We start from the raw sequence: 19,272 nt of genomic DNA, 5'->3' as shown, positions 1-19,272 counted from the left end.
GATGCGCGCCATCCTTGCGCTTGGGGTGCTCGCCATGACGGCGGGCGCCGCTTCTGCCGCGGAACCGGTCTTGCTCCATGCCGCAGGCAGTCTTCGGGGCGCCCTGACCGAGGCGAGCCGCGCCTTCGAGGCCCAGACAGGACTCAGGGTGACGCAGGCCTACAGGCCATCGGGCCTGATCCGCGATGCCATTGCCGGCGGGGAGAAGGCGGAAGTCTTTGCATCCGCCAACATGAACCACCCTGCCGCTCTGGCGGGCGCCGGCAAGGCTGGACCGGTCGTCCTGTTCGCGCGCAACGAGCTTTGCGCCTTCGTCCGACCGGGCCTCGACGTGAGTGCAGGCACGCTGCTGGACCGGATGCTCGACCCCGCGGTGAAGCTCGGGACCTCGACGCCGCGGGCAGATCCGGCCGGCGACTACGCCTTCCAGGTCTTCGCCCGTGCCGAGCAGATCAGATCTGGCAGCCGGGCCGCCCTCGAGGCCAAGGCGCTCCAGCTGACGGGCGGGCCGACCAGTGCTCCGGCTCCCCAGGGTCGCAATGTCTACGGCCATGTCCTTGCCGAGGGTCGGGCCGATCTCTTTCTGGCCTACTGCACCAATGCCGGCCCCATCGCCCGCGAACAGCCGGGAATCCGGGTCGTGCGCCTGCCGGAGGGGTTGGCCGTCGGCGCCGACTATGGACTGACCCTGATGACCGGCGCATCGCCCGGTGCGGTCCGGCTGGCGATGTTCATCCTGTCACCGGACGGACAGCGCATCCTTGCGAGCCACGGATTCACGGCCCCTGGCCTGCCACGCGAAGCGACCAACTGAGTGACGGCGGCCGTCAGGCCGCCGTGACCAGCCTGCCATAGTCGGCAACGGCCGCGAGGTGGTGGTCGGTGTCGCCGAACAGGGTGTCGATCATGGTGAGGCGCTTGAAATAGTGCCCCGCCTTGTACTCCATGGTCATGGCAATGCCGCCATGGAGCTGGACCGCCTGCTGGCCGATGAAGCGGGCCGAGCGGCCGATCTGGACCTTGGCGGCAGAGGCCAGCGCGCGGCGTTCCTGCGGGTCCTCGGTCGAGGCGGTCATGGCCGCGAAGATGGCCATGGAGCGGGCCTGTTCGAGCGCGACGAACATCTCGGCGGCCCGGTGCTGCAGCGACTGGAACGAGCCGATATTGATGCCAAACTGCTTGCGCTGCTTGAGATAGTCGACCGTGACCGCGGTCAGTTCGTCCATCGCCCCGACGGCCTCCGCGCAGAGCGCCGCAATGGCCTCGTCGGCGACAGCTTCCAGCACGGGAAGGCCGCCCTCCGGATCGCCGATCACGGCGTCGGCGTCGACGCGCACCCCGGACAAGGTGACCTCGGCCGCGTGCGTGCCGTCCTGGGTCGGCGTGTCGCGGCGCGAGAGGCCCGCCGCATCGCCCGGCACGAGGAACAGACCGATCCCGCCATGATCGCGCCGGCCACCGGCGGTGCGGGCCGACACGATGAGTGCATCGGCCGTGCCGCCATGGACGACAACCGCCTTCTCGCCATCCAGCACGTAGCCGGACCCCTCCCGCCTGGCCGTGGCGGTCACGTCGAACAGGTCATAGCGCGAATGCCGCTCGGTGGTGGCCAGCGCCAGCGTGCGCGATCCATCGGCGATGGCCGGGATGTTGGCGGCCTTCTGGTCGGCAGAGCCGGCCCGCTTCAGCACGCCACCGCCAAGAATGACCGTGGCGAGCCAGGGTTCCAGCACCAGCCGGCGCCCGAAGGCCTCGGCCACCAGCATGGTCTCGACCGCCCCGCCGCCGAAGCCGCCATCCGCTTCCGCAAACGGCAGGCCAGCGAGGCCGAGTTCGGCGAACTTCGACCAGACGTCCGGGCTCCAACCGCCCGGCAGGGCAGCGATCTTCCGCCGGCTCTCGAAATCGTAGGTATCGGCGAGAAAGCTCTCCACCGAGTCCTTCAGGAGCTGCTGTTCTTCTGTCAGGTCGAAATCCATGGGAAGCCTGCTGATCTCGTTGTCGGTTCGCGTAGCGACGATGCGACGCCCGTTGGAAGTGGGTCCTTCGAGGCTCGCTGCGCTCGCACCTCAGGATTGGAGGGGTTGTGTCTGGCCCCGGCGGCGTGCCGGAGCATTCACAGTCGTCCTTCGTGCAGGTCGCTGTCTCACCTCGTCCCGAGGTGCGGGCGCAGCGAACCTCGAAGGACGCATTCCGGCCTCGCAGAGTGCCCGCTCAGAGCCCCAGCACGGCCTTGGCGATGATGTTCTTCTGGATCTCGTTCGAGCCGCCGTAGATCGAGACCTTGCGCACGTTGAAATAGGTCGGCGCGATCGTCTGCGCCCATTCCGGCCCGACAGGCGGCTCGTTGGAGCCGTGGTCGTCGTCCAGCGTATAGGGCGCCGAATGCGGGCCGATCACCTCCATCAGGAGCTCGGTCGTGGCCTGCTGCAGCTCCGAGCCCTTGATCTTCAGGACGGAGGAGGCCGGGTCCGGCTTGCCCTTCTCGCGCTTCTTCTCGCCGGCAATCACGCGCAACTGGGTGATCTCGAGTGCCTTCAGCTCGATCTCGACGGCCGCAATCTTCTCGCGGAAGCGCTGGTCCTCGATCAGCGGGCGCCCGCCGCGCTGCTCGATCGCGGCCATCTCGCGGATCTTGGCGATGCGCTGCTTGGAGATGCCGACGCGGGCGATGCCGGTGCGCTCGTTGCCGAGCAGGAACTTGGCATAGTCCCAGCCCTTGTTCTCCTGGCCGACCAGGTTCTCGAGGGGCACCTTCACGTCGTCGAAGAACACCTCGTTCACCTCATGGCCGCCGTCGATCGTCTGGATCGGCTTCACGGTGATGCCGGGAGTCTTCATGTCGACGAGGATGAAGGAGATGCCCTCCTGCTTCTTCACGGTGGAATCGGTGCGGGCGAGCACGAAGATCCAGTCGGCATACTGGCCGAGCGTCGTCCAGGTCTTCTGGCCGTTGATGATCCAGTGATCGCCAGCCTTTTCCGCCTTGGTCTTGAGGCCGGCAAGGTCGGAGCCGGCACCGGGCTCGGAAAAGCCCTGGCACCACCAGTCGTCGAGATTGGCGATGCGCGGCAGGAAGCGCTTCTTCTGCTCGTCCGAACCGAACGTATAGATCACTGGTCCGACCATCGAGGTGCCGAAGGCCAGCGGCGGCGGCGACGGCGCCATCATCATCTCCTCAAGGAAGATGTACTGCTTCACCGCATCCCAGCCGGTGCCGCCATAGGCGACCGGCCAGTGGGCGACGCCCCAGCCCTTCTCGTTGAGGGTGCGCTGCCAGAACACGATGTCGTCGCGCGAGGCGTGGTGGCCGCTCGCGAGCTTCTCGCGCAGCGCCCTCGGCAGCTTGGCCTCGATGAAGTCCCGGACCTCCTTGCGGAAGGCGATTTCCTCGTCGGTGAACTTCAGTTCCATCCGGTCCTCCAGCGTCTTCCTCGGCGCGCGGCGCGGCGGGTGGCCGACGTTGACATACCCGCGCGAATGTTTTGCCGCATTGAACCCCTCCGGGGCGACCTTGGCAACCGTCACCTATGGGAGAGGCCCGGGCCGGAGACAGCGGTGGCGGAGGCGTCCAGATTGCAGCCGCACGCCGACAGGGAGGAGCGCCATGAGCCATCAGCACGTCAGGATCGAGACCGGGGACGGCATTGCCCGCATCGTGCTGGACCGCCCGCCGGTCAATGCGCTGAGCCTCGACTTCATCCGCTCGGTGGTTGCGGCCTTCCGCCAGATCGGCGGCGATCCGGCCGTGCGTGCGGTCATCCTGACCAGCGCGGTCTCGGGACGGTTCTCGGCAGGGCTCGACCTCGACATCCTCATCGGCAAGTCGGGCATGGAGGTGCGTGAGTTCCTCACTGCCCTCTATGTCGATCTCTACGACGCCCAGCACGACCTCGGCCGGCCATCGATCGCGTCCGTCAGCGGAACGGCCCGCGGCGGCGGCGTCACCATGGCGATTTCCTGCGACGTGCTGATTGCCGCCGAAAGCGCCACGTTCGGCTATCCGGAGATCGATATCGGCGTGCTGCCGGCCATCCATTTCGCCCACCTGCCGCGCATCATCGGGCGGCACCGGGCCTTTGAACTGCTGTTCACCGGCCGCAGCTTCACCGCCCGCGAGGCGGCGGAACTCGGCCTTGTCAGCCGCGTGGTGGCCGATGCCGACCTCGACGCGGCAGCCTCCGCGATGGCGCGGACCTTTGCCGCCAAGTCGGACACGGTGATGCGTCTCGGACGGGCCGCCTTCATGCGACAGAACGATCTCGACTACCGCCGCTCGATCGCGGCCGCTGTAGAGGATTTCTGCAATGTGGTGGCCACAGACGCCGCGCAGGAAGGTCTGCGCGCCTTTGTTGAAAAACGACGGCCGCGCTGGTAGGTCAGTTTCTCGACAATTCCCGCTTGTTGCAGCGTGAAACTGATCCATAACCATCGCGAGCGTTCCGAATCGGATCGCTATATCTGTGAATATGTGAAATTGTGATGCGAGCTGTGGAAAAAATTGGCAATCTGAAGTTTGATCTGCGGGATCTTCTGGGCGGCTTGCTGCTTCTTGCCGTTGGCGTGTGGTTTTTCGTGCGCGCGCTCAGGCTTTCCATCGGAAGCGCGACGGCCATGGGGCCGGGCTACTATCCCGTGCTCGCCTCCGGCTCCCTCATCCTGCTGTCCCTGATCATCATCGGCTTGTCCTTCTTCAGGCCCGCCACGCTGCCGCAAGCGCAGTGGCGCCCCCTGGTCAGCATCTGCGCGGCGATCCTGACCTTCGCGCTGACCATGGACTATTTCGGACTGATGCCGGCCATCTTCTGCACCGTCCTGGTGGCGGCCCTTGCCGACAAGCGGTCGCGCCCCCTGTCCGCCGTGATCCTTGGCCTGCTCCTCTGCGTGGGCGCCTACATCATCTTCATCAAGCTGCTCGGCATGCCCATGCGGCCCTTCAAAGGCTTCTGATCGCGATGGACCTTCTGGCCAACATGGCGCTGGGCTTCCAGACCGCCTTTTCCCCGGACAACCTGTTCTATTGCTTCCTCGGCGTGTTCCTCGGCACGTTCATCGGCGTGCTGCCGGGCATCGGCGCGCTCGCCGCCATCTCCATGCTGCTGCCGGTGACCTTCTACCTGCCGCCGACGGCCGCCCTCGTGATGCTGGCGGGCGTCTATTACGGCGCCGAATATGGCGGCTCCATCGCCTCCATCCTGCTCAATCTGCCAGGCACGCCATCGGCCGCGGTCACCTGTCTCGACGGTTATCCGATGGCCCAGCAGGGCCGGGCCGGCGAGGCGCTGCTGATGACCACGCTCGCCTCGTTCTTCGGCGGCAGCGTCGGCATCCTCCTGCTCATGGGCTTTGCGCCGCTGCTGGTGAAGGTGGCCCTCGCCTTCGGGCCAGCGGACTATTTTGCGGTCATGCTGTTCGGGCTGCTCGCCGCTTCCGCCATCAGCCAGGGCACGCCGATCAAGGGCATCATCATGGTGGTGCTCGGCGTGCTGATCGGCTGTATCGGGGCTGATCTGGAAACCGGAGCCGAGCGCTTCACGCTCGGCATGCCGGCGCTGTTCGACGGGGTCAGCATCATCGCGCTCGCCATGGGGCTGTTCGGCATTTCCGAGATCATCGCCTCGATCGACGGCAAGGATCACAAGCCGCAGACGCGCATCACGTTCCGCTCCATGCTGCCGCGGCCAGGCGAGCTGAAACGCTCGCTCATGCCGATGGTGCGCGGCTCGGCCATCGGCTCGTTCTTCGGCACCCTGCCCGGCACCGGCCAGACGATCGCCGCCTTCATGAGCTATGTGGTGGAGAAGAAGGTGTCCAAGACGCCCGAGCGCTTCGGCAAGGGCACCATCGAGGGCGTCATGGCGCCGGAAGCGGCCAACAATGCGGCCGCGCAGACCGCCTTCATTCCCACCCTGACCATGGGTATTCCGGGGGCTGCGACCATGGCGCTGATGCTCGGCGCCCTGATGATCCACGGGATCGCGCCCGGCCCGATGCTTATGACCACCCGGCCGGAACTGTTCTGGGGCCTTGTCGCCAGCTTCTGGATCGGCAACGTGCTGCTCGTGGTGCTGAACGTGCCGCTCATCGGCCTGTGGGTGCGCATCCTCTCGGTGCCCTACCAGTGGCTCTATCCGGCCATCCTCGTGATGATCTGCATCGGCGTCTACAGCGTGAACAACAACGTCTTCGACGTCTATCTGGCGCTGGTCTTCGGCCTGCTCGGCTATGCCATGCGCATGTTCGGGTTCGAGCCGGCGCCGCTGCTGATCGGCTTCGTGCTCGGCCCGATGATCGAGGAGAACTTCCGCCGGGCCATGCTCATGGCGCGCGGCAATTTCTTCGCCCTGTTCGAGCGGCCGATCAGCGGCACGCTGCTGACCCTGGCCATCGGCCTGCTGCTCTGGGCCCTGTGGACGTCCCTGAGGCCCTCGCGCGCGAAGCCGGCCACCCCTGCCCCGTCAGAATCGGCCTGACGTGAGTCCGGCGCGGGCCGTTCACCCGCGTTGCCTGCCGTAGCGCCGGATCGCCCGCTCGCGCTTCAGGCGCGAGAGGCGATCGAGCCAGAAGATGCCGTCGAGCTGGTCGATCTCGTGCTGCAGGACGACGGCGAGGAAGCCGTCGGCCGCGCCCTGCTCTTCGGATCCGGAAAGCGTCCGCCATGTCAGGCCGATGCGCGCCGGCCGCTCGATCTCCTCGGAAATGCCGGGCATGGACACACTGCCCTCCCGCTCGACGCGGGTTTCGGGAGCCGTCCAGACGATCTGCGGATTCACATAGACGCGCACCAGCGCGTCATCGGCGAGCCTCACCACGACAAGGCGCTGCATCGCGCCGACATGCGGACCGGTCAGTCCGATGGCCGGCGCTGCGACCAGCGTGTCGATCAGGTCCTGCGCAAGTTGCTCCAGCTCCGGGCCGAACTCCTCGACGGGCGCAGCTTTCGCCTTCAGGCGCGGGTCCGGATACATGACGAGCGGTCGCGCCGGCACGGCTCTCTCCTCCACACAGCGCCAATCGGCCCGACGCACCGTTTACCGGAAACCGGCGGATGGGCGAAAGGGAGGACAGGCAGGATGCGGCCTTTCCCGAAAGCAGACTGCCGTTCTGATTTCTGGCCCATGTAGTAGTACAATATTTCTATTTGCGCTGCCTGTATTGCTGCTATCAGAATAATTTTCTAATTCCTATGCTCCAAGTCCGCTCAGAGCCGTAGGAACTCGACATGACAGCTTTTCGACCAAGCCGCCGCCTCGTCATCGCCGGTGCCGCCGGCCTCGCCGTTCCTGCTCTCAACCGCAGGTCCAGTGCCCAGGGAGCAGCCGTGGCGGCGCGAGTCGGGTTCATCCCGATCGTCGGCGCCGCTCCCATTCTCGTCGCCGACAGGCAGGGCTGGGCTCGCGAGGGCGGCCTTGCGCTGGGTTTCACCACCTTCGAGTCCGGGCCGAACATGATCCAGGCGGTCGCATCTGGGACGATCGACGTCTATGTCGCCGGCGTTGCGCCGCTGGGCGTTGCCCGCTCGCGCGGTGTCGATGTGAAGGTGGTCTCATCCACCGCAACCGGCGAGAACGTGTTCGTCGCCACGCCGCGGCTGGCCGCCCACTTCAAGCCGGGCGTCGCGCCCGCCGAGGCCTTCCGCCACTACCGGGCGGCTACCGGGCGCCCTGCCCGCCTCGCCACCCAGCCGCCGGGCTCGGTGCCGAACACCACGCTGCAATACTGGCTGTGGGAGCAGATCAAGGCCGACCGGGCCGATGTCGAGATCGTCGCCATGGGCATCGATGCGACCCAGCAGGCCGTACTCGCCGACGCGGTGGAGGGCGCCACGATCCGCGAGCCGGCGCTGACCATCGTGCGGACGCGCAATCCGGCCATCAAGCTCGTCGCGGTCGGGGACGAGCTGTTCCCCGGCCAGCCCGGCAGCGTCGTCGCCGTGTCGGGCAGCTTCCTGCAGCGGCACGAGGACAAGGTCCAGGTGCTCGTCAATGCGGTCGTAAGGGCGGGCGCCCTGCTGCGCCGCGATCCCGACAGGGCGGCCCCCGACGTCGCCGCACACCTCGCCAAGGGAATCGTTAATGTCGCGACCATTGCCGCGGCCCTGAAATCGCCGGCGAGCAAGTTCGAGACGGATCCGCAGGCGATCATCGCGCCGACCAAGGCCATGCAGGACTATCAGGTCAGGCTCGGGTCGCTGCGCCAGGCCGTGCCGCTGGACGACCTGTTCGATACGCGATTCCACCAGCGCGCTCCCGCGGCGAGTTGAGGCCATGCCGGTTCCCTCGCAGGCACCCGTGCGCACAGAGCCCCTGATATCCATCGGCCTGCCGAACCCGACCTTCGACGGCCTGCGCCGCGTCGGGCTCGCCGCATGCGGCCTGCTTGCCTTCCTGCTCCTGTGGGAAGCCCTGCCGCGCATCGGGTTGTTCAATCCCCTGCTGCTGCCGGGACCCTCCTCGGTTCCCGGCGCCTTCTGGTACGAACTGACCAGCGGGGCCTGGCAGTCGGCGGTGAGCGCCAGTCTCGGTCACTACCTGATCGGTCTCGGCGTCGGCTGCGTCCTCGGGCTCGCGCTTGGCGTTGCCACCGGCATGTCACGGCTGGCCGAGGATCTGACCGCGTGGATCGTCCGCCTGCTGAGGCCGATCCCGGGCCTTGCCTGGGTGCCCTTCGCCATCATCTGGTTCGGGGTGACGCCCGCGGCGGCCGTGTTCATCATCGCCATCGGCGTCTTCTGGGTGGTCTTCTTCGCGGCCCATGGCGCCGTGCGCGGCGTCGATCGCGACCTGATCGAGGTGGCGGATGCCTTCGGCTTCCGCTCCGCCCGCGAGCGCCTGTTCAAGATCCTGCTGCCGGCGGCCATGCCGGGCATCCTGGTCGGGGTGCGAACGGCCCTCGGCCAGGCCTGGATGGCCGTCGTCGCAGCCGAGATCTTCGGCGTTCCGGGCCTCGGCCAGCGCATGATCCAGGCCTCCAGCCTGCTCGCGAGCGAGATCGTGGTCGTCTACATGCTGACCATGGCCGCGCTCTATGGCCTTCTCGACACGCTGTTCGTGGCCATTCAGGACCGGGTGCTGCGATGGAAGGCGTGATCGACATCCGCGGACTTGGCCTCACCTTCGAGCGGGACGGCCAGCGCAACGAGGTCCTGAGCGGGCTGAACCTGTCCATCGGCCGGGGCGACTTCGTGGCCATCGTCGGCTCGTCGGGCGTCGGCAAGTCGACGCTGCTGCGGGTCCTCATCGGCCTTGCACGGGCCAGCGCCGGCAGCGTGGAGGTCGCCACCCGCTCCGCCGAGCGCCAGCCGCTCGCGCTCGTGTTCCAGGATTCGCGCCTGCTGCCGTGGCGGCGGGTGATCGACAATGTCGCCTTCGGACTGGAAGGCCGGGGCCTCAGGCGTGCCGAGCGGCATGCCAGGGCACTTCAGGCCCTGACGGTCGTGGGTCTTGCCGATCTTGCACGGCGCTGGCCTCACCAGCTTTCCGGCGGGCAGCGCCAGCGCGTCTCGCTCGCCCGCGCGCTGGCGGTCGAGCCCGAGGTCCTTCTGATGGACGAGCCTTTCTCGGCGCTCGATGCCATCACCCGCGAGGGCCTGCAGGACGAGCTCGTCCGCATCTGGCAGACGACCGGCAAGACCGTGCTCTTCGTCACCCACGACATCGAGGAGGCGACCTATCTGGCCGACCGCGTGGTGGTTCTGGCAGGCACGCCCGGTCGCGTGGTTGCCGATCACGCCGTCACCGAGCCACGGCCGCGTCCCCGCCATGCCGACAGCGCCGCGGCCACCATCCGCGACGTGCGCCGCCATATCGGAGCCGTTGACCAAACCGACGGCTCCGGCATCTGAACGGGCGGGACTGATGAAGCTCGACGCCACCGACCGCAAGATCCTGCGCCTCCTGCAGGAGGACGCGACGCTCTCCATCGCCGAACTGGCCGCGCGCATCCACCTGTCGACGACGCCGTGCTGGAAACGCATCCAGAAGCTGGAAGAGGCCGGAATCATCCTGAAGCGCGTCGCCCTCGTCGCTCCGGAAAAACTCGGCCTCGGCCTCACGGTCTTCGTCTCGGTGGAGACCAACGACCATTCGCGCGAATGGCTCGTCCGCTTCGCCGAAACGGTTGCGGCCATGCAGGAGGTGATGGAGTTCTACCGGATGGCCGGCGATGTCGACTACATGCTGCGCGTCGTCGTGACCGACATGGCCGCCTATGACGGCTTCTACAAGCGGCTGATCGAGACCATTCCGCTGAAGAACGTCACCTCGCGCTTCGCCATGGAGCGCATCAAGTCGACCACGGCCTATGCGGTGCCGGCAGAACCGGCCTGAGGCCTGCGCCGGGGGCGCGGACAGGATCAGAAGTGCTGGAAGCGGCCGGCGCCGAGGTCGAGCGGTCGCCCGTCCGCGCCCGAGACGACGAGGCCGTCACGCGCCGTGATCTCGCCGATGGCCGTAATGGCAATGCCGGCTCCGGCGGCGGCGGAGGCAAGGTCTCCCAGCACCTCCGGGCGACAGGTCAGGAGGATCTCGTAGTCGTCGCCGCCGGTCAGCGCCGCCGGCAGCAAGGCGGGTTCGATGGCCAGTGCACGGCGGGCGGCCTCGGACAGCGGCACCCTGCCGGCATCGACCACGGCACCTACGCCCGAGGCGGCAAGCAGCTTGGCAAGGTCGCCGGCAAGGCCGTCGGACACGTCCATGGCGGCGGTCGCATGGGTGGCGACCGCATCGGCAAAGCCGCAGCGCGGTTCGGGCAGCAGGTAGCGGCGTTCCAGATGATCGGCCTCCGCCACCGAGAGTGCCTTCACCCAGGCGGGAGCGGTGGCCGGGTCGCGCCGCGCCCGCCTGACCGTCAGGCCCAGCGCCCCATCTCCGATCGTGCCGGTGACGCAGACGAGGTCGCCGGCCTTCGCCCCGCGCCGGCGTACCCAGCGCCGAGCCCGGCCGAAGGCGGTGACGGAGAGCGTCAGCGGGCCGGGAACCTTCACGGTATCACCGCCATAGAGCGGGCAGGCATAGGCCGCGATGTCGGCGGCGAGGCCTGCGCAGAAGGCGGCGAGAAAGTCCTCGGTCCAGTCCGGCGGCAGGCCGAGGCCCAGCAGAAAGCCGACCGGCACGGCGCCCTTGGCGGCAAGGTCCGACAGATTCGTGCGCAGCGCCTTGGCCGCGATCATGGCGGGCGGATCGTCGGGAAAGAAGTGAACCCCGGCGATCGCCATGTCCTTGGTGACGACCAGTTCGCCTTCACCTTCCGGAATGACGGCGGCATCGTCGGTGAGGCCGTCCGCTCCCGCCGCGACAGCGAGGGGGCCAAGGTGGCGCGCGATCAGTTCGTCTTCGGTGGGGCGGGGCATGGCATCGGCTGCAGGCGGGAACAGGGCGATGATCCTACCGCCTGCCGCCCGGACGAACCATGCCGCGTCCGACCGGCCGCCTCACATCTCCAGGAGTGTCTTGAACCCGCCATAGATCATGCGCTTGCCGTCGAAGGGATATTGCGACGGATCGTCCATCTTCAGGCGCGGATCGGCCATGGCCCTGGCGTTGGTCTTGTCCCGCTTCTCGCGCGATTCGTGAACGATCCAGGAGAAGACGACGATCTCGTCGTCCGTTGCCAGCACGGCGCGCGGGAACGAGGTCACTTCGCCATAGGGCACGTCGTCGGCCACGCACTCGACATAGGCGAGCGCGCCGTGCTCCTTCCAGACCTCGCCGGCCGTCCGTGCCATGGCCTCGTAGTCGGCAAGCCTGTCCTTCGGCACCGCAAGGATGAATCCATCGACATAGGGCATGACCTGCTCCGTTCGGCTGTATCAGCGGATGACGGACCCTAAGGGCCGTCGCGTCACGGAGAGGTCAGCAGCGGGCGCCGGACGGCTCAGGCCTTCGGCGCCTCGCCCATCTCGGCGGGCCGGATGCGCTTGGCGATGCGGTCGAGCACCGCATTGACCATGCCGACCTCCTCGCGGTCGACGAAGGCGTCGGCCACATCGGCATATTCGGCAATGATGACGCGGGCCGGGATGTCCGGCCGCTCGAACAGCTCATAGGCCCCGGCGCGCAGCACGGCGCGCAGCACCGCCTCGATGCGGCGCAACGGCCAGGTGTCGGTCAGGATCAGGTCCACCGCCACGTCGATGCGCTGCTGTTCGCGCATGACGCCCTGGATGATGTCGCGGAAGAACTGGTGGTCGGCCGGCAGATAGGTCTCTCCTTCCACCTCGCGGCCCATCCAGAAGGTCTGGAACGAGCCGATGACGTCGTTGATGTCGCTGCCGGCGACATCCATCTGGTACAGCGCCTGCACGGCCGCGAGCCGCGCCGTGCCGCGCTTGTTCGCCTGTTTGGGGGCGACATCGGCCATCAGTGCTGCTCCGCCGACCGCTTCAGGCGGATCATCGCGAGGCAGGCTTTCGCGGCCCCCCCGCCCTTGTCCATCTCGGTGCGGCGCGCGCGCGCCCAGGCCTGGGCATCGTTTTCCACGGTGAGGATGCCGTTGCCGAGCGGCATCCTGCGCGAGACCGACAGGTCCATCAGCGCGCGGGAGCTCTCCTCGGAGACGATCTCGTAATGGGTGGTCTCGCCGCGGATGACCGTGCCGAGCGCCACGGCGCCGTCGAAAGGCTGGCCGCGGGCAGCGGCGCCATCCATCAGGATGGCGATGGCGGCCGGAATTTCCAGCGCGCCGGGAACGGTATGCACCTCGCAGGTCGCCCCCACCTCGGCAAGCGCCGCCTTCGCGCCCTCCAGAAGCGCATCGGCCAGATCATCGTAGAAGCGCGCCTCCACGACCAGCACGCGGGCATGGGTCGGGACGACGTGCTCGGGCGCGGAACGCGGGGCGGCCATCGGGGTCTCCTGCAATCGGGGCCGCTTAGTAGCCCTGCGCCCTCGCATCCGCAAGACGGGCGGCGTAGCGGGCCATCATGTCGACTTCGAGATTGACCCAGTCGCCGGCCTTCGCCTCGCCCCAGGTGGTCACGGCCAGCGTATGCGGGATCATGGTGACGGTGAACGTGTCGTCCGTCACGCTGTTGACGGTCAGCGAGGTGCCGTCAAGCGCCACCGAGCCCTTCTCGGCGATGAACTTCGCCAGATCCCGCGGCGCGCGGAACACGAACCAGGCCGTGCCGTCGCGGTCCTCGCGCGAGACGATCGCGGCGACGCCGTCGACATGGCCGGTGACGATATGGCCGCCGAGCTCGTCGCCAATGCGCAGCGCGCGTTCGAGATTGACCCTGCGGCCCGGCTGCCAGTCGCCGAGGGTCGTGCGCGCCAGCGTCTCGCCGGAAGCGTCGATGGTGAACAGCGTCCGCCCGCCCTGCTCCTTCAGGGAAGTGACGGTGAGGCAGACGCCCATATGGCAGACTGAGGCGCCGAGCGGCAGGGAATCGGCCGGATAGACGCAGGCAATTGTCAGGTGCCGGGCCGAGCCGTGTTCCTCCACGGCGACGACCTCGCCGATGTCGGTGATGATGCCGGTGAACATGGTTCAGGTCTCCTGGCGGTAGGTCTCGATGATATCGCGGCCGGCGGGTTCGGTCGCCGCCAGCCGGTAGCGGTCGGGCAAGGGCGCGGAAAAGGCCGGCACCCCGGTCCCCAGCGGATCCGGCGATCGGGCCAGCACGATCTCGTCGGCAAGGCCTGAACCGATGAGGCCGGCCGCGAGGCGCGGGCCTCCCTCGGCCAGGACGCGGGTGATGCCGCGCACGCCGATGAGCCGCAGCGCGGCGCCGAGATCCAGAGTGCCGTCGTCGAGGCGGCGCACCAGCATGACCTCGCAGCCGGCAGCCCTCAAAGCGCGCTCGGCATCCGGCGGGGCGCCGACGGTGCCAAGCACCCAGGTCGGCACGTCGCGGGCGGTCGCGACGAGGCGCGAGGCCAGCGGCAGGCGCAGCCGGGAATCGACGACCACGCGCACCGGCGAACGGTGCTCCATGCCGGGCAGCCGGCAGGTCAGCATCGGATCGTCGGCCAGAACCGTGCCGATGCCAACCATGATGGCATCGGCCATGGCCCGCATCAGATGCACGCGGTCATTGGCGCGCGGGCCGGTGATGGCGGTACGGGCGCCACCCGACGCGGCGACGAAGCCGTCCGCGGAAAGCGCCATCTTGAGCTGGACGAAGGGCCGGCCGAGCCGGACCCGGGTGAAATGGCCACGATGGTCGAGACCCGCCTCTTCCTCGCCGAGCCCGACATCGACGCCGATCCCGTAGGCGCGCAGCATGGTGAAGCCGCGACCGCGCACGCGCGGGTCCGGATCGCCGATGGCACAGACGACGCGCACGATGCCGGCGCGGGCCAGCGCATCCGAACAGGGTGCGGTGCGGCCGTAGTGCGAGCAGGGCTCCAGCGTCACATAGGCGGTCGAGCCCCTGGCCGCAGCGCCGGCATGGGCGATGGCGGTCGTTTCGCCATGCGGACGGCCACCCGGCTGGGTCAGGCCACGGCCGACGATGGCGCCATTGCGCACCAGCACGCAGCCGACGGACGGATTCGGCCAGGTGAGCCCCAGCCCGCGCCGGCCGAGGCGCAGCGCATGGTCCATGAAGGTGTGGTCGTCCGGCGAGAACCCCGGCCTTGCCATGAGCTACCGGTCCGGTTCGCCGCCCGCCTCGCCGTCCTCGGCCATCTCGCCGATGAGCTGCTCGAAGTCCTTCGGGTCGCGAAAATCGCGATAGACCGAGGCGAAGCGGACATAGGCGACGTCGTCGAGGGCCTTCAGCGCCTCCATCACGATCCGGCCGATATTCTCGGCCTGGATCTCGCTCTCGCCCGAGGCTTCCAGCTGGCGGACGATGCCGGAGACGAGACGCTCGACCCGGTCGGGGTCGACGGGGCGCTTGCGCAGCGCGATCTGGATGGAGCGCATCAGCTTGTCGCGGTCGAACGGCACGCGCTTGCCGGAGCGCTTGACCACCACCAGTTCGCGCAGCTGGACGCGCTCGAACGTCGTGAAACGCCCGCCGCATTCGGAACAGACGCGCCGCCGGCGGATGGCCGAGCCGTCCTCGGTCGGACGGGAATCCTTCACCTGAGTGTCAGCGAAGCCGCAGAAGGGACAGCGCACGGCCCGCCCTTGCCGTCAGGAATAGATGGGGAAGCGCGTGGTCAGGTCCTCCACCTTCGCGCGCACGGCCCCCTCGACCTGGGCATTGCCTTCCTCGGAATTGGCCCGGGCGAGGCCATCCAGCGTCTCGGCGATGAGATCGCCGATGCGCTTGAACTCGGCGATGCCGAAACCCCGCGTGGTGCCCGCCGGCGTGCCGAGCCGGATGCCGGAGGTGACGAAGGGCTTCTGCGGGTCGAACGGGATGCCGTTCTTGTTGCAGGTGATGTAGGCGCGGCCGAGCGACGCCTCGGACGCCTTGCCGGTGAGGTTCTTCGGACGCAGGTCGACCAGCATGAGGTGGTTGTCGGTGCCGCCTGTGACGAGATCGAAGCCGTGGGACTTCAGCGTCTCCGCCAGCGCCTTGGCATTGGCCACCACGGCATGGGCATAGGCCTTGAATTCGGGGCGCAGCGCCTCCCCGAAGGACACCGCCTTGGCGGCGATCACATGCATCAGCGGACCGCCCTGGATGCCGGGGAAGATCGCGGAATTGAACTTCCTGGCAAGGTCCTCGTCATTGGTGAGGATCATGCCGCCGCGCGGCCCGCGCAGGGTCTTGTGCGTCGTGGTGGTCACCACATGCGCGTGCGGGAACGGCGAGGGATGGGCCCCGCCCGCCACGAGCCCGGCGAAATGGGCCATATCGACGAACAGGTAGGCCCCGACCTCGTCGGCGATCGCGCGGAAGCGGGCAAAATCCCAGAAGCGGGCATAGGCCGAGCCGCCGGCCACGATGACCTTCGGCTGGGTCTCGCGCGCGATGCGGGCGACCTCGTCCATGTCGATGATCTGGTCCTCGAGGCGCACCGTGTAGGGCGCAACCTTGAACCACTTGCCGGAGACATTGACCGGCGAGCCATGCGTCAGGTGCCCGCCGGCGGCAAGGTCGAGGCCCATGAACGTGTCGCCCGGCTGCATCAGGGCCATGAACACGCCCTGGTTCGCCTGGCTGCCCGAGTTGGGCTGGACGTTGGCGAACCTGCAGCCGAACAGCTTCGTGGCCCGCTCGATGGCCACCGTCTCGGCGATATCGACGAACTGGCAGCCGCCATAGTAGCGCTTGCCCGGATAGCCCTCGGCATATTTGTTGGTCATCACCGAGCCCTGCGCCTCCATGACGGCGCGGGAGACGATGTTCTCCGAGGCGATCAGCTCGATCTCGTGCTGCTGGCGGCCGAGTTCCTTGCGGATGGCATCGAAGATGACCGGATCGCTGTCTTCCAGCGAGGCGGAGAAGAAGCCGTCGAACGGCTCGGTGGACCGGGCGGAGGAGGTCGACATCCGGGATGGCTCCGTGGGACACGGCGCCGGGCGCCGGCAGGTTCGGGACAGGGCCAAGCCGGTAGCACAGCGCTGGGCCCGAGTCCAAGGCTTGCGGGCCGGTCCGACACCAGACCATGTGGGGGGATCAGCCCGAACCGCCCGCATCCTGCGCCAGGCGACGCTCCAGCTTGCGCAGGGCAAGGCGCTCCAGATCGTGGAGAGCCGCGCCGACCGGCCCCATCACCACGACCTCGGTGCCGGTCTCGGCACAGATGGCGGCGACGCGCAGATAGGCGCCGACGGCCGTATGCTCGAAATAGACGGTGCGCTGCGACGAATCGGGCATGGGGCGAGTGTGCCATGAACCGGCACGACCGCACGCGATCTGCCGCCTGTTCGCCGCGCCGTGGGATCAGCGCAGCGCGGCCGGCTGGAGCACGGCCTGCGGGCCGATGCCGTCGCGCTGGTAGATGTCGTCGCGGAACTGGACCAGGCCGTCCGGATTGGCCCAGGCCGTCACATAGACCCAATAGACCGGGACCGGCTGGAGCGGCTTGGCATCGACCCGGTCATTGGTGCGGAACACCCGGTCGATCTCCGCGCGCGACCACTGCGTGCCCTGCAGGATCCAGGCGATGAGCTCGCGAACGTTCTGGACGCGCGCGCAGCCCGAGGAATGGAAGCGCTGGTCCTCGCCGAACAGGCCCTTGGAGGGCGTGTCGTGCATGTAGACGGCGTGCTGGTTGGGAATGTTGATCCGGACATTGCCCATCGAGTTGCCCTCGAAGGGGTCCTGGCGGAACCGGTAGTTCAGCGCATCCATCGAGTTCCAGTTGATGGATTCCGGCGGCACTTCCTGGCCCTGGCTGTTGAACACGCGGATGCGGTTCTTGGCGAGGTAGTCGGGCTCGGTCTGCATCTTCGGGATCAGGTCCTTGCGGATGATCGAGGCCGGCACCGTCCAGAAGGGGTTGAAATTGATGTCCTGAACGCGGGTCGAGATGACCGGCGACTGGCGGTCGATCTTGCCGACCACCGTGACATGGCGGGACACCACCGTGCCGTTCTCCACCGCCTCGAGCTGGGCGGCCGGAATGTTCATGACGATGAAGCGGCCGCCGAGGAAGCCCGAAAAGGCCCTGACACGCACGAGATTGGTCTCGAGCTGGCGCAGCCGCATGTCGGCGGGCACGTTCAGGGCGGCATAGGTGGAGGCGCGCACGAGGCCGTCCGGCGAGATGCCATGGCGCTGCTGGAAGCGCTTGACCGCCGTGTCGACGAAGGAATCGAAGATGTCCGAACGGCCGGTGGAGGCATCGAGGTCGCCGGAGGCGATCAGCCGCGCCCGCAGGGCCACCACCGCGGGACGGCGGATGCCGGTGCGGAGCCGCTCGCTGCCGGGCACGGGCTGCCAGCCGCCGCGCGACACGATCGTCTGGTACTGGGCGATCGCCTGTTCGAGGCCCTGCACCGTGTGCGGCCCGAGCACCGGATAGGGATTGCGGGTGGAGCGGCCGCGCGAGCCGGCATCGAAATGATCCGACCATTCGGCCGATTGCCGCCCGCCGCGCACACCCTGCGACAGGGCGGGGGTCGCGCCGCCGACTGCAAGGCCCGCAAGGCCCGCGAGCAGAGCGCGCCGGCTGGGGCCGGCAGACAGGAACGGAGAAATCGTACGGTGCACCACGGATCGTCTCCGGCTGGGCGCCGGGACATCCCGGCCGTCAGTCTGGACTGGACACCATCATGCTTAAGAAATCCCATGACGGCGGGTCATTCCTTAAGCGGAAGATTTGTGACCAGTTCAAGGCATGACGGCCCTGCAGACGGCGGAAAGCCCGGCGCGGCGGCCGCGCCGGGTTCACGATCCGCTGATGGGCGAACATGTCGCGGCGATCACTCCGCCGGGTCGTCGAGGCTGGGAAACAGCACGGCCCCGGTCACGCCAAGCGCGTTCTCGGCAAGCACCAGCACCATGGTGAGGCCGGCGATCAGTGCCGGCCAGTTGGCAAGGGTGGAAGACATGGCAGAGGTCATTACGCCAGGCTCACAGGCGATAGAGGATCTGGTCGGTCCAGAACCGCTCGAGCCTGAGCAGCGACTTGTTCAGCGCCTTGAAGTCGTCGAGCGAGACGCCGCCGACCTGCTCCACCGTGCGGACGTGCTTGGCGTAGAGCGCCTTGACGATCTCCGCGATCTCGTGGCCCTGCGCCGTCAGGCTGATGCGCACCGAGCGGCGGTCGATCCGCGAGCGCTGGTGGGACAGGTAGCCCATCTCGACCAGCTTCTTCAGGTTGTAGGAGACGTTCGAGCCGAGATAATAGCCCTTGGTCCGCAGTTCCCCGGCGGTCAGTTCGCGGTCGCCGATATTGAACAGCAGCAGCGCCTGGACGGCGTTGATGTCCGAGCGGTTGCGCCGGTCGAACTCGTCCTTGATGACGTCGAGCAGGCGGCGGTGCAGCCGCTCGATCAGCGTCAGCGCTTCCATGTAGACGGGAGTGATGGCCTCGAACCGCTCCAGGCGGTCTGGCGAGATCGGGGGCGACGCGATCTCCCGCGTCTTGGTGATCATGCTCATGGGACGCCTCTTGTCCTGTGGGGTGCCGGAGCTTTTTTCGCCCTCGGCCGAGCGGCCCTGTCCTCCGCTCGTTGTGACCCCAGACTAGAGCCGCGAATTTTAAGACTGGCCGAACAAACAGGATGAAGGCGGCTTAACCATTGACAGGTGAACAAGAACTTGCGTTGATTTCTCAGTAATGTCTCGTTGTATTTGCATAAACCTACAGCAGTTCCGGCAAGGATTGATTCAGGATCGGAATCCCGATGATTCCGGCCTTGCCCCGCCGGTGTTTACGAAGGCTTCGAAAATTGGAAAGGACGGGTCAACCAAGCCGTCCC

23 protein-coding genes are annotated in these 19,272 nt (G+C 67.7%); 8 read left to right on the top strand and 15 right to left on the bottom strand.

All coding sequences use genetic code 11. The features are described 5' to 3' along the window. Nucleotide 1: 1 nt before the first annotated feature. Nucleotides 2–814, top strand: coding sequence for a molybdate ABC transporter substrate-binding protein (locus ACTIFS_RS09040; protein WP_439573747.1), 813 nt, complete (start codon nucleotides 2–4; stop codon nucleotides 812–814). A 13-nt stretch (nucleotides 815–827) separates the two neighbouring features. Here ACTIFS_RS09040 and ACTIFS_RS09035 read toward each other — a convergent pair whose 3' ends face one another. Both ACTIFS_RS09035 and pimC read right to left on the bottom strand, forming a co-directional pair. Continuing rightward, nucleotides 828–1,979 (bottom strand): acyl-CoA dehydrogenase family protein, encoded by a 1,152-nt coding sequence (locus ACTIFS_RS09035; RefSeq protein ID WP_439573746.1) that lies wholly within the window; start codon nucleotides 1,977–1,979, stop codon nucleotides 828–830. Between the two features lie 235 nt (nucleotides 1,980–2,214). Next, nucleotides 2,215–3,414 (bottom strand): pimeloyl-CoA dehydrogenase large subunit, encoded by a 1,200-nt coding sequence (gene pimC, locus ACTIFS_RS09030; RefSeq protein ID WP_439573745.1) that lies wholly within the window; start codon nucleotides 3,412–3,414, stop codon nucleotides 2,215–2,217. A 193-nt stretch (nucleotides 3,415–3,607) separates the two neighbouring features. Between pimC and ACTIFS_RS09025 the strand changes: the two genes are divergently transcribed. The 3 genes from ACTIFS_RS09025 to ACTIFS_RS09015 all read left to right on the top strand — a co-directional run bounded on the left by ACTIFS_RS09025 (nucleotide 3,608) and on the right by ACTIFS_RS09015 (nucleotide 6,473). Beyond that, nucleotides 3,608–4,378 carry an enoyl-CoA hydratase/isomerase family protein gene (locus tag ACTIFS_RS09025; protein ID WP_439573744.1) on the top strand — a complete coding sequence of 257 codons (771 nt, stop codon included), beginning with the start codon at nucleotides 3,608–3,610 and terminating at the stop codon, nucleotides 4,376–4,378. Nucleotides 4,379–4,542: 164 nt separating this feature from the next. Next, nucleotides 4,543–4,950 (top strand): tripartite tricarboxylate transporter TctB family protein, encoded by a 408-nt coding sequence (locus tag ACTIFS_RS09020; protein ID WP_439573743.1) that lies wholly within the window; start codon nucleotides 4,543–4,545, stop codon nucleotides 4,948–4,950. Between the two features lie 5 nt (nucleotides 4,951–4,955). Next, nucleotides 4,956–6,473, top strand: a complete 1,518-nt coding sequence (locus tag ACTIFS_RS09015; protein ID WP_439573742.1) for a tripartite tricarboxylate transporter permease — start codon at nucleotides 4,956–4,958, stop codon at nucleotides 6,471–6,473. A 21-nt stretch (nucleotides 6,474–6,494) separates the two neighbouring features. On the opposite strand, the gene ACTIFS_RS09010 is transcribed toward ACTIFS_RS09015, so the two are convergent. Continuing rightward, nucleotides 6,495–6,989 carry a peptide deformylase gene (locus ACTIFS_RS09010; protein ID WP_439573741.1) on the bottom strand — a complete coding sequence of 165 codons (495 nt, stop codon included), beginning with the start codon at nucleotides 6,987–6,989 and terminating at the stop codon, nucleotides 6,495–6,497. A gap of 233 nt (nucleotides 6,990–7,222) precedes the next feature. Here ACTIFS_RS09010 and ACTIFS_RS09005 point away from each other — a divergent pair, with 233 nt between their 5' ends. From ACTIFS_RS09005 to ACTIFS_RS08990, 4 genes are all read left to right on the top strand, one after another. Further along, a complete protein-coding gene (locus ACTIFS_RS09005) occupies nucleotides 7,223–8,263 on the top strand; it encodes an ABC transporter substrate-binding protein (RefSeq protein WP_439573740.1) in 1,041 nt (346 codons plus the stop codon). Nucleotides 8,264–8,345: 82 nt separating this feature from the next. Beyond that, nucleotides 8,346–9,089 (top strand): ABC transporter permease, encoded by a 744-nt coding sequence (locus tag ACTIFS_RS09000; protein WP_439573909.1) that lies wholly within the window; start codon nucleotides 8,346–8,348, stop codon nucleotides 9,087–9,089. Then, nucleotides 9,077–9,844 (top strand): ABC transporter ATP-binding protein, encoded by a 768-nt coding sequence (locus tag ACTIFS_RS08995; RefSeq protein WP_439573739.1) that lies wholly within the window; start codon nucleotides 9,077–9,079, stop codon nucleotides 9,842–9,844. The genes ACTIFS_RS09000 and ACTIFS_RS08995 overlap by 13 nt, the downstream gene beginning before the upstream one ends. Before the next feature lie 13 nt (nucleotides 9,845–9,857). After that, complete coding sequence (locus tag ACTIFS_RS08990; protein WP_439573738.1) at nucleotides 9,858–10,328, top strand: Lrp/AsnC family transcriptional regulator; 471 nt, start codon at nucleotides 9,858–9,860, stop codon at nucleotides 10,326–10,328. Nucleotides 10,329–10,354: 26 nt separating this feature from the next. On the opposite strand, the gene thiL is transcribed toward ACTIFS_RS08990, so the two are convergent. From thiL to ldtR, 12 genes are all read right to left on the bottom strand, one after another. Then, nucleotides 10,355–11,350, bottom strand: a complete 996-nt coding sequence (gene thiL / locus ACTIFS_RS08985; RefSeq protein WP_439573737.1) for a thiamine-phosphate kinase — start codon at nucleotides 11,348–11,350, stop codon at nucleotides 10,355–10,357. 81 nt (nucleotides 11,351–11,431) lie between these two features. Further along, on the bottom strand, nucleotides 11,432–11,788 hold the full coding sequence (locus ACTIFS_RS08980) for a DUF1428 domain-containing protein (protein ID WP_439573736.1): 357 nt from the start codon (nucleotides 11,786–11,788) through the stop codon (nucleotides 11,432–11,434). An 86-nt stretch (nucleotides 11,789–11,874) separates the two neighbouring features. Continuing rightward, entirely contained in the window at nucleotides 11,875–12,360 is a 486-nt protein-coding gene (gene nusB, locus ACTIFS_RS08975) for a transcription antitermination factor NusB (protein WP_439573735.1), read from the bottom strand. Next, nucleotides 12,360–12,845 carry a 6,7-dimethyl-8-ribityllumazine synthase gene (ribH, locus tag ACTIFS_RS08970; protein ID WP_439573734.1) on the bottom strand — a complete coding sequence of 162 codons (486 nt, stop codon included), beginning with the start codon at nucleotides 12,843–12,845 and terminating at the stop codon, nucleotides 12,360–12,362. Before ribH ends, nusB begins: the two co-directional genes overlap by 1 nt. Before the next feature lie 25 nt (nucleotides 12,846–12,870). After that, nucleotides 12,871–13,485, bottom strand: a complete 615-nt coding sequence (locus tag ACTIFS_RS08965; RefSeq protein WP_439573733.1) for a riboflavin synthase — start codon at nucleotides 13,483–13,485, stop codon at nucleotides 12,871–12,873. A gap of 3 nt (nucleotides 13,486–13,488) precedes the next feature. Further along, the gene (gene ribD / locus ACTIFS_RS08960) at nucleotides 13,489–14,586 is read right to left on the bottom strand and encodes a bifunctional diaminohydroxyphosphoribosylaminopyrimidine deaminase/5-amino-6-(5-phosphoribosylamino)uracil reductase RibD (RefSeq protein ID WP_439573732.1); all 1,098 of its coding nucleotides are present in this window, start codon (nucleotides 14,584–14,586) and stop codon (nucleotides 13,489–13,491) included. A gap of 3 nt (nucleotides 14,587–14,589) precedes the next feature. After that, entirely contained in the window at nucleotides 14,590–15,069 is a 480-nt protein-coding gene (nrdR, locus tag ACTIFS_RS08955) for a transcriptional regulator NrdR (protein WP_439573731.1), read from the bottom strand. A 15-nt stretch (nucleotides 15,070–15,084) separates the two neighbouring features. Further along, nucleotides 15,085–16,392 (bottom strand): serine hydroxymethyltransferase, encoded by a 1,308-nt coding sequence (gene glyA / locus ACTIFS_RS08950; RefSeq protein WP_439573730.1) that lies wholly within the window; start codon nucleotides 16,390–16,392, stop codon nucleotides 15,085–15,087. Between the two features lie 127 nt (nucleotides 16,393–16,519). Beyond that, nucleotides 16,520–16,720, bottom strand: a complete 201-nt coding sequence (locus tag ACTIFS_RS08945; protein WP_439573729.1) for a DUF6898 family protein — start codon at nucleotides 16,718–16,720, stop codon at nucleotides 16,520–16,522. Nucleotides 16,721–16,786: 66 nt separating this feature from the next. Further along, nucleotides 16,787–18,061, bottom strand: coding sequence for a L,D-transpeptidase family protein (locus ACTIFS_RS08940; protein WP_439573728.1), 1,275 nt, complete (start codon nucleotides 18,059–18,061; stop codon nucleotides 16,787–16,789). 209 nt (nucleotides 18,062–18,270) lie between these two features. Next, nucleotides 18,271–18,399, bottom strand: coding sequence for a hypothetical protein (locus ACTIFS_RS08935; RefSeq protein ID WP_439573727.1), 129 nt, complete (start codon nucleotides 18,397–18,399; stop codon nucleotides 18,271–18,273). A 22-nt stretch (nucleotides 18,400–18,421) separates the two neighbouring features. Further along, nucleotides 18,422–18,946 (bottom strand): transcriptional regulator LdtR, encoded by a 525-nt coding sequence (gene ldtR / locus ACTIFS_RS08930; RefSeq protein WP_439573908.1) that lies wholly within the window; start codon nucleotides 18,944–18,946, stop codon nucleotides 18,422–18,424. Nucleotides 18,947–19,272 lie beyond the last annotated feature (326 nt).

The organism is Phreatobacter sp., assembly GCF_051860605.1.
In the GTDB taxonomy this organism is placed as follows: domain Bacteria; phylum Pseudomonadota; class Alphaproteobacteria; order Rhizobiales; family Phreatobacteraceae; genus Phreatobacter.
This window is presented reverse-complemented; position numbering and strand designations above follow the sequence as displayed.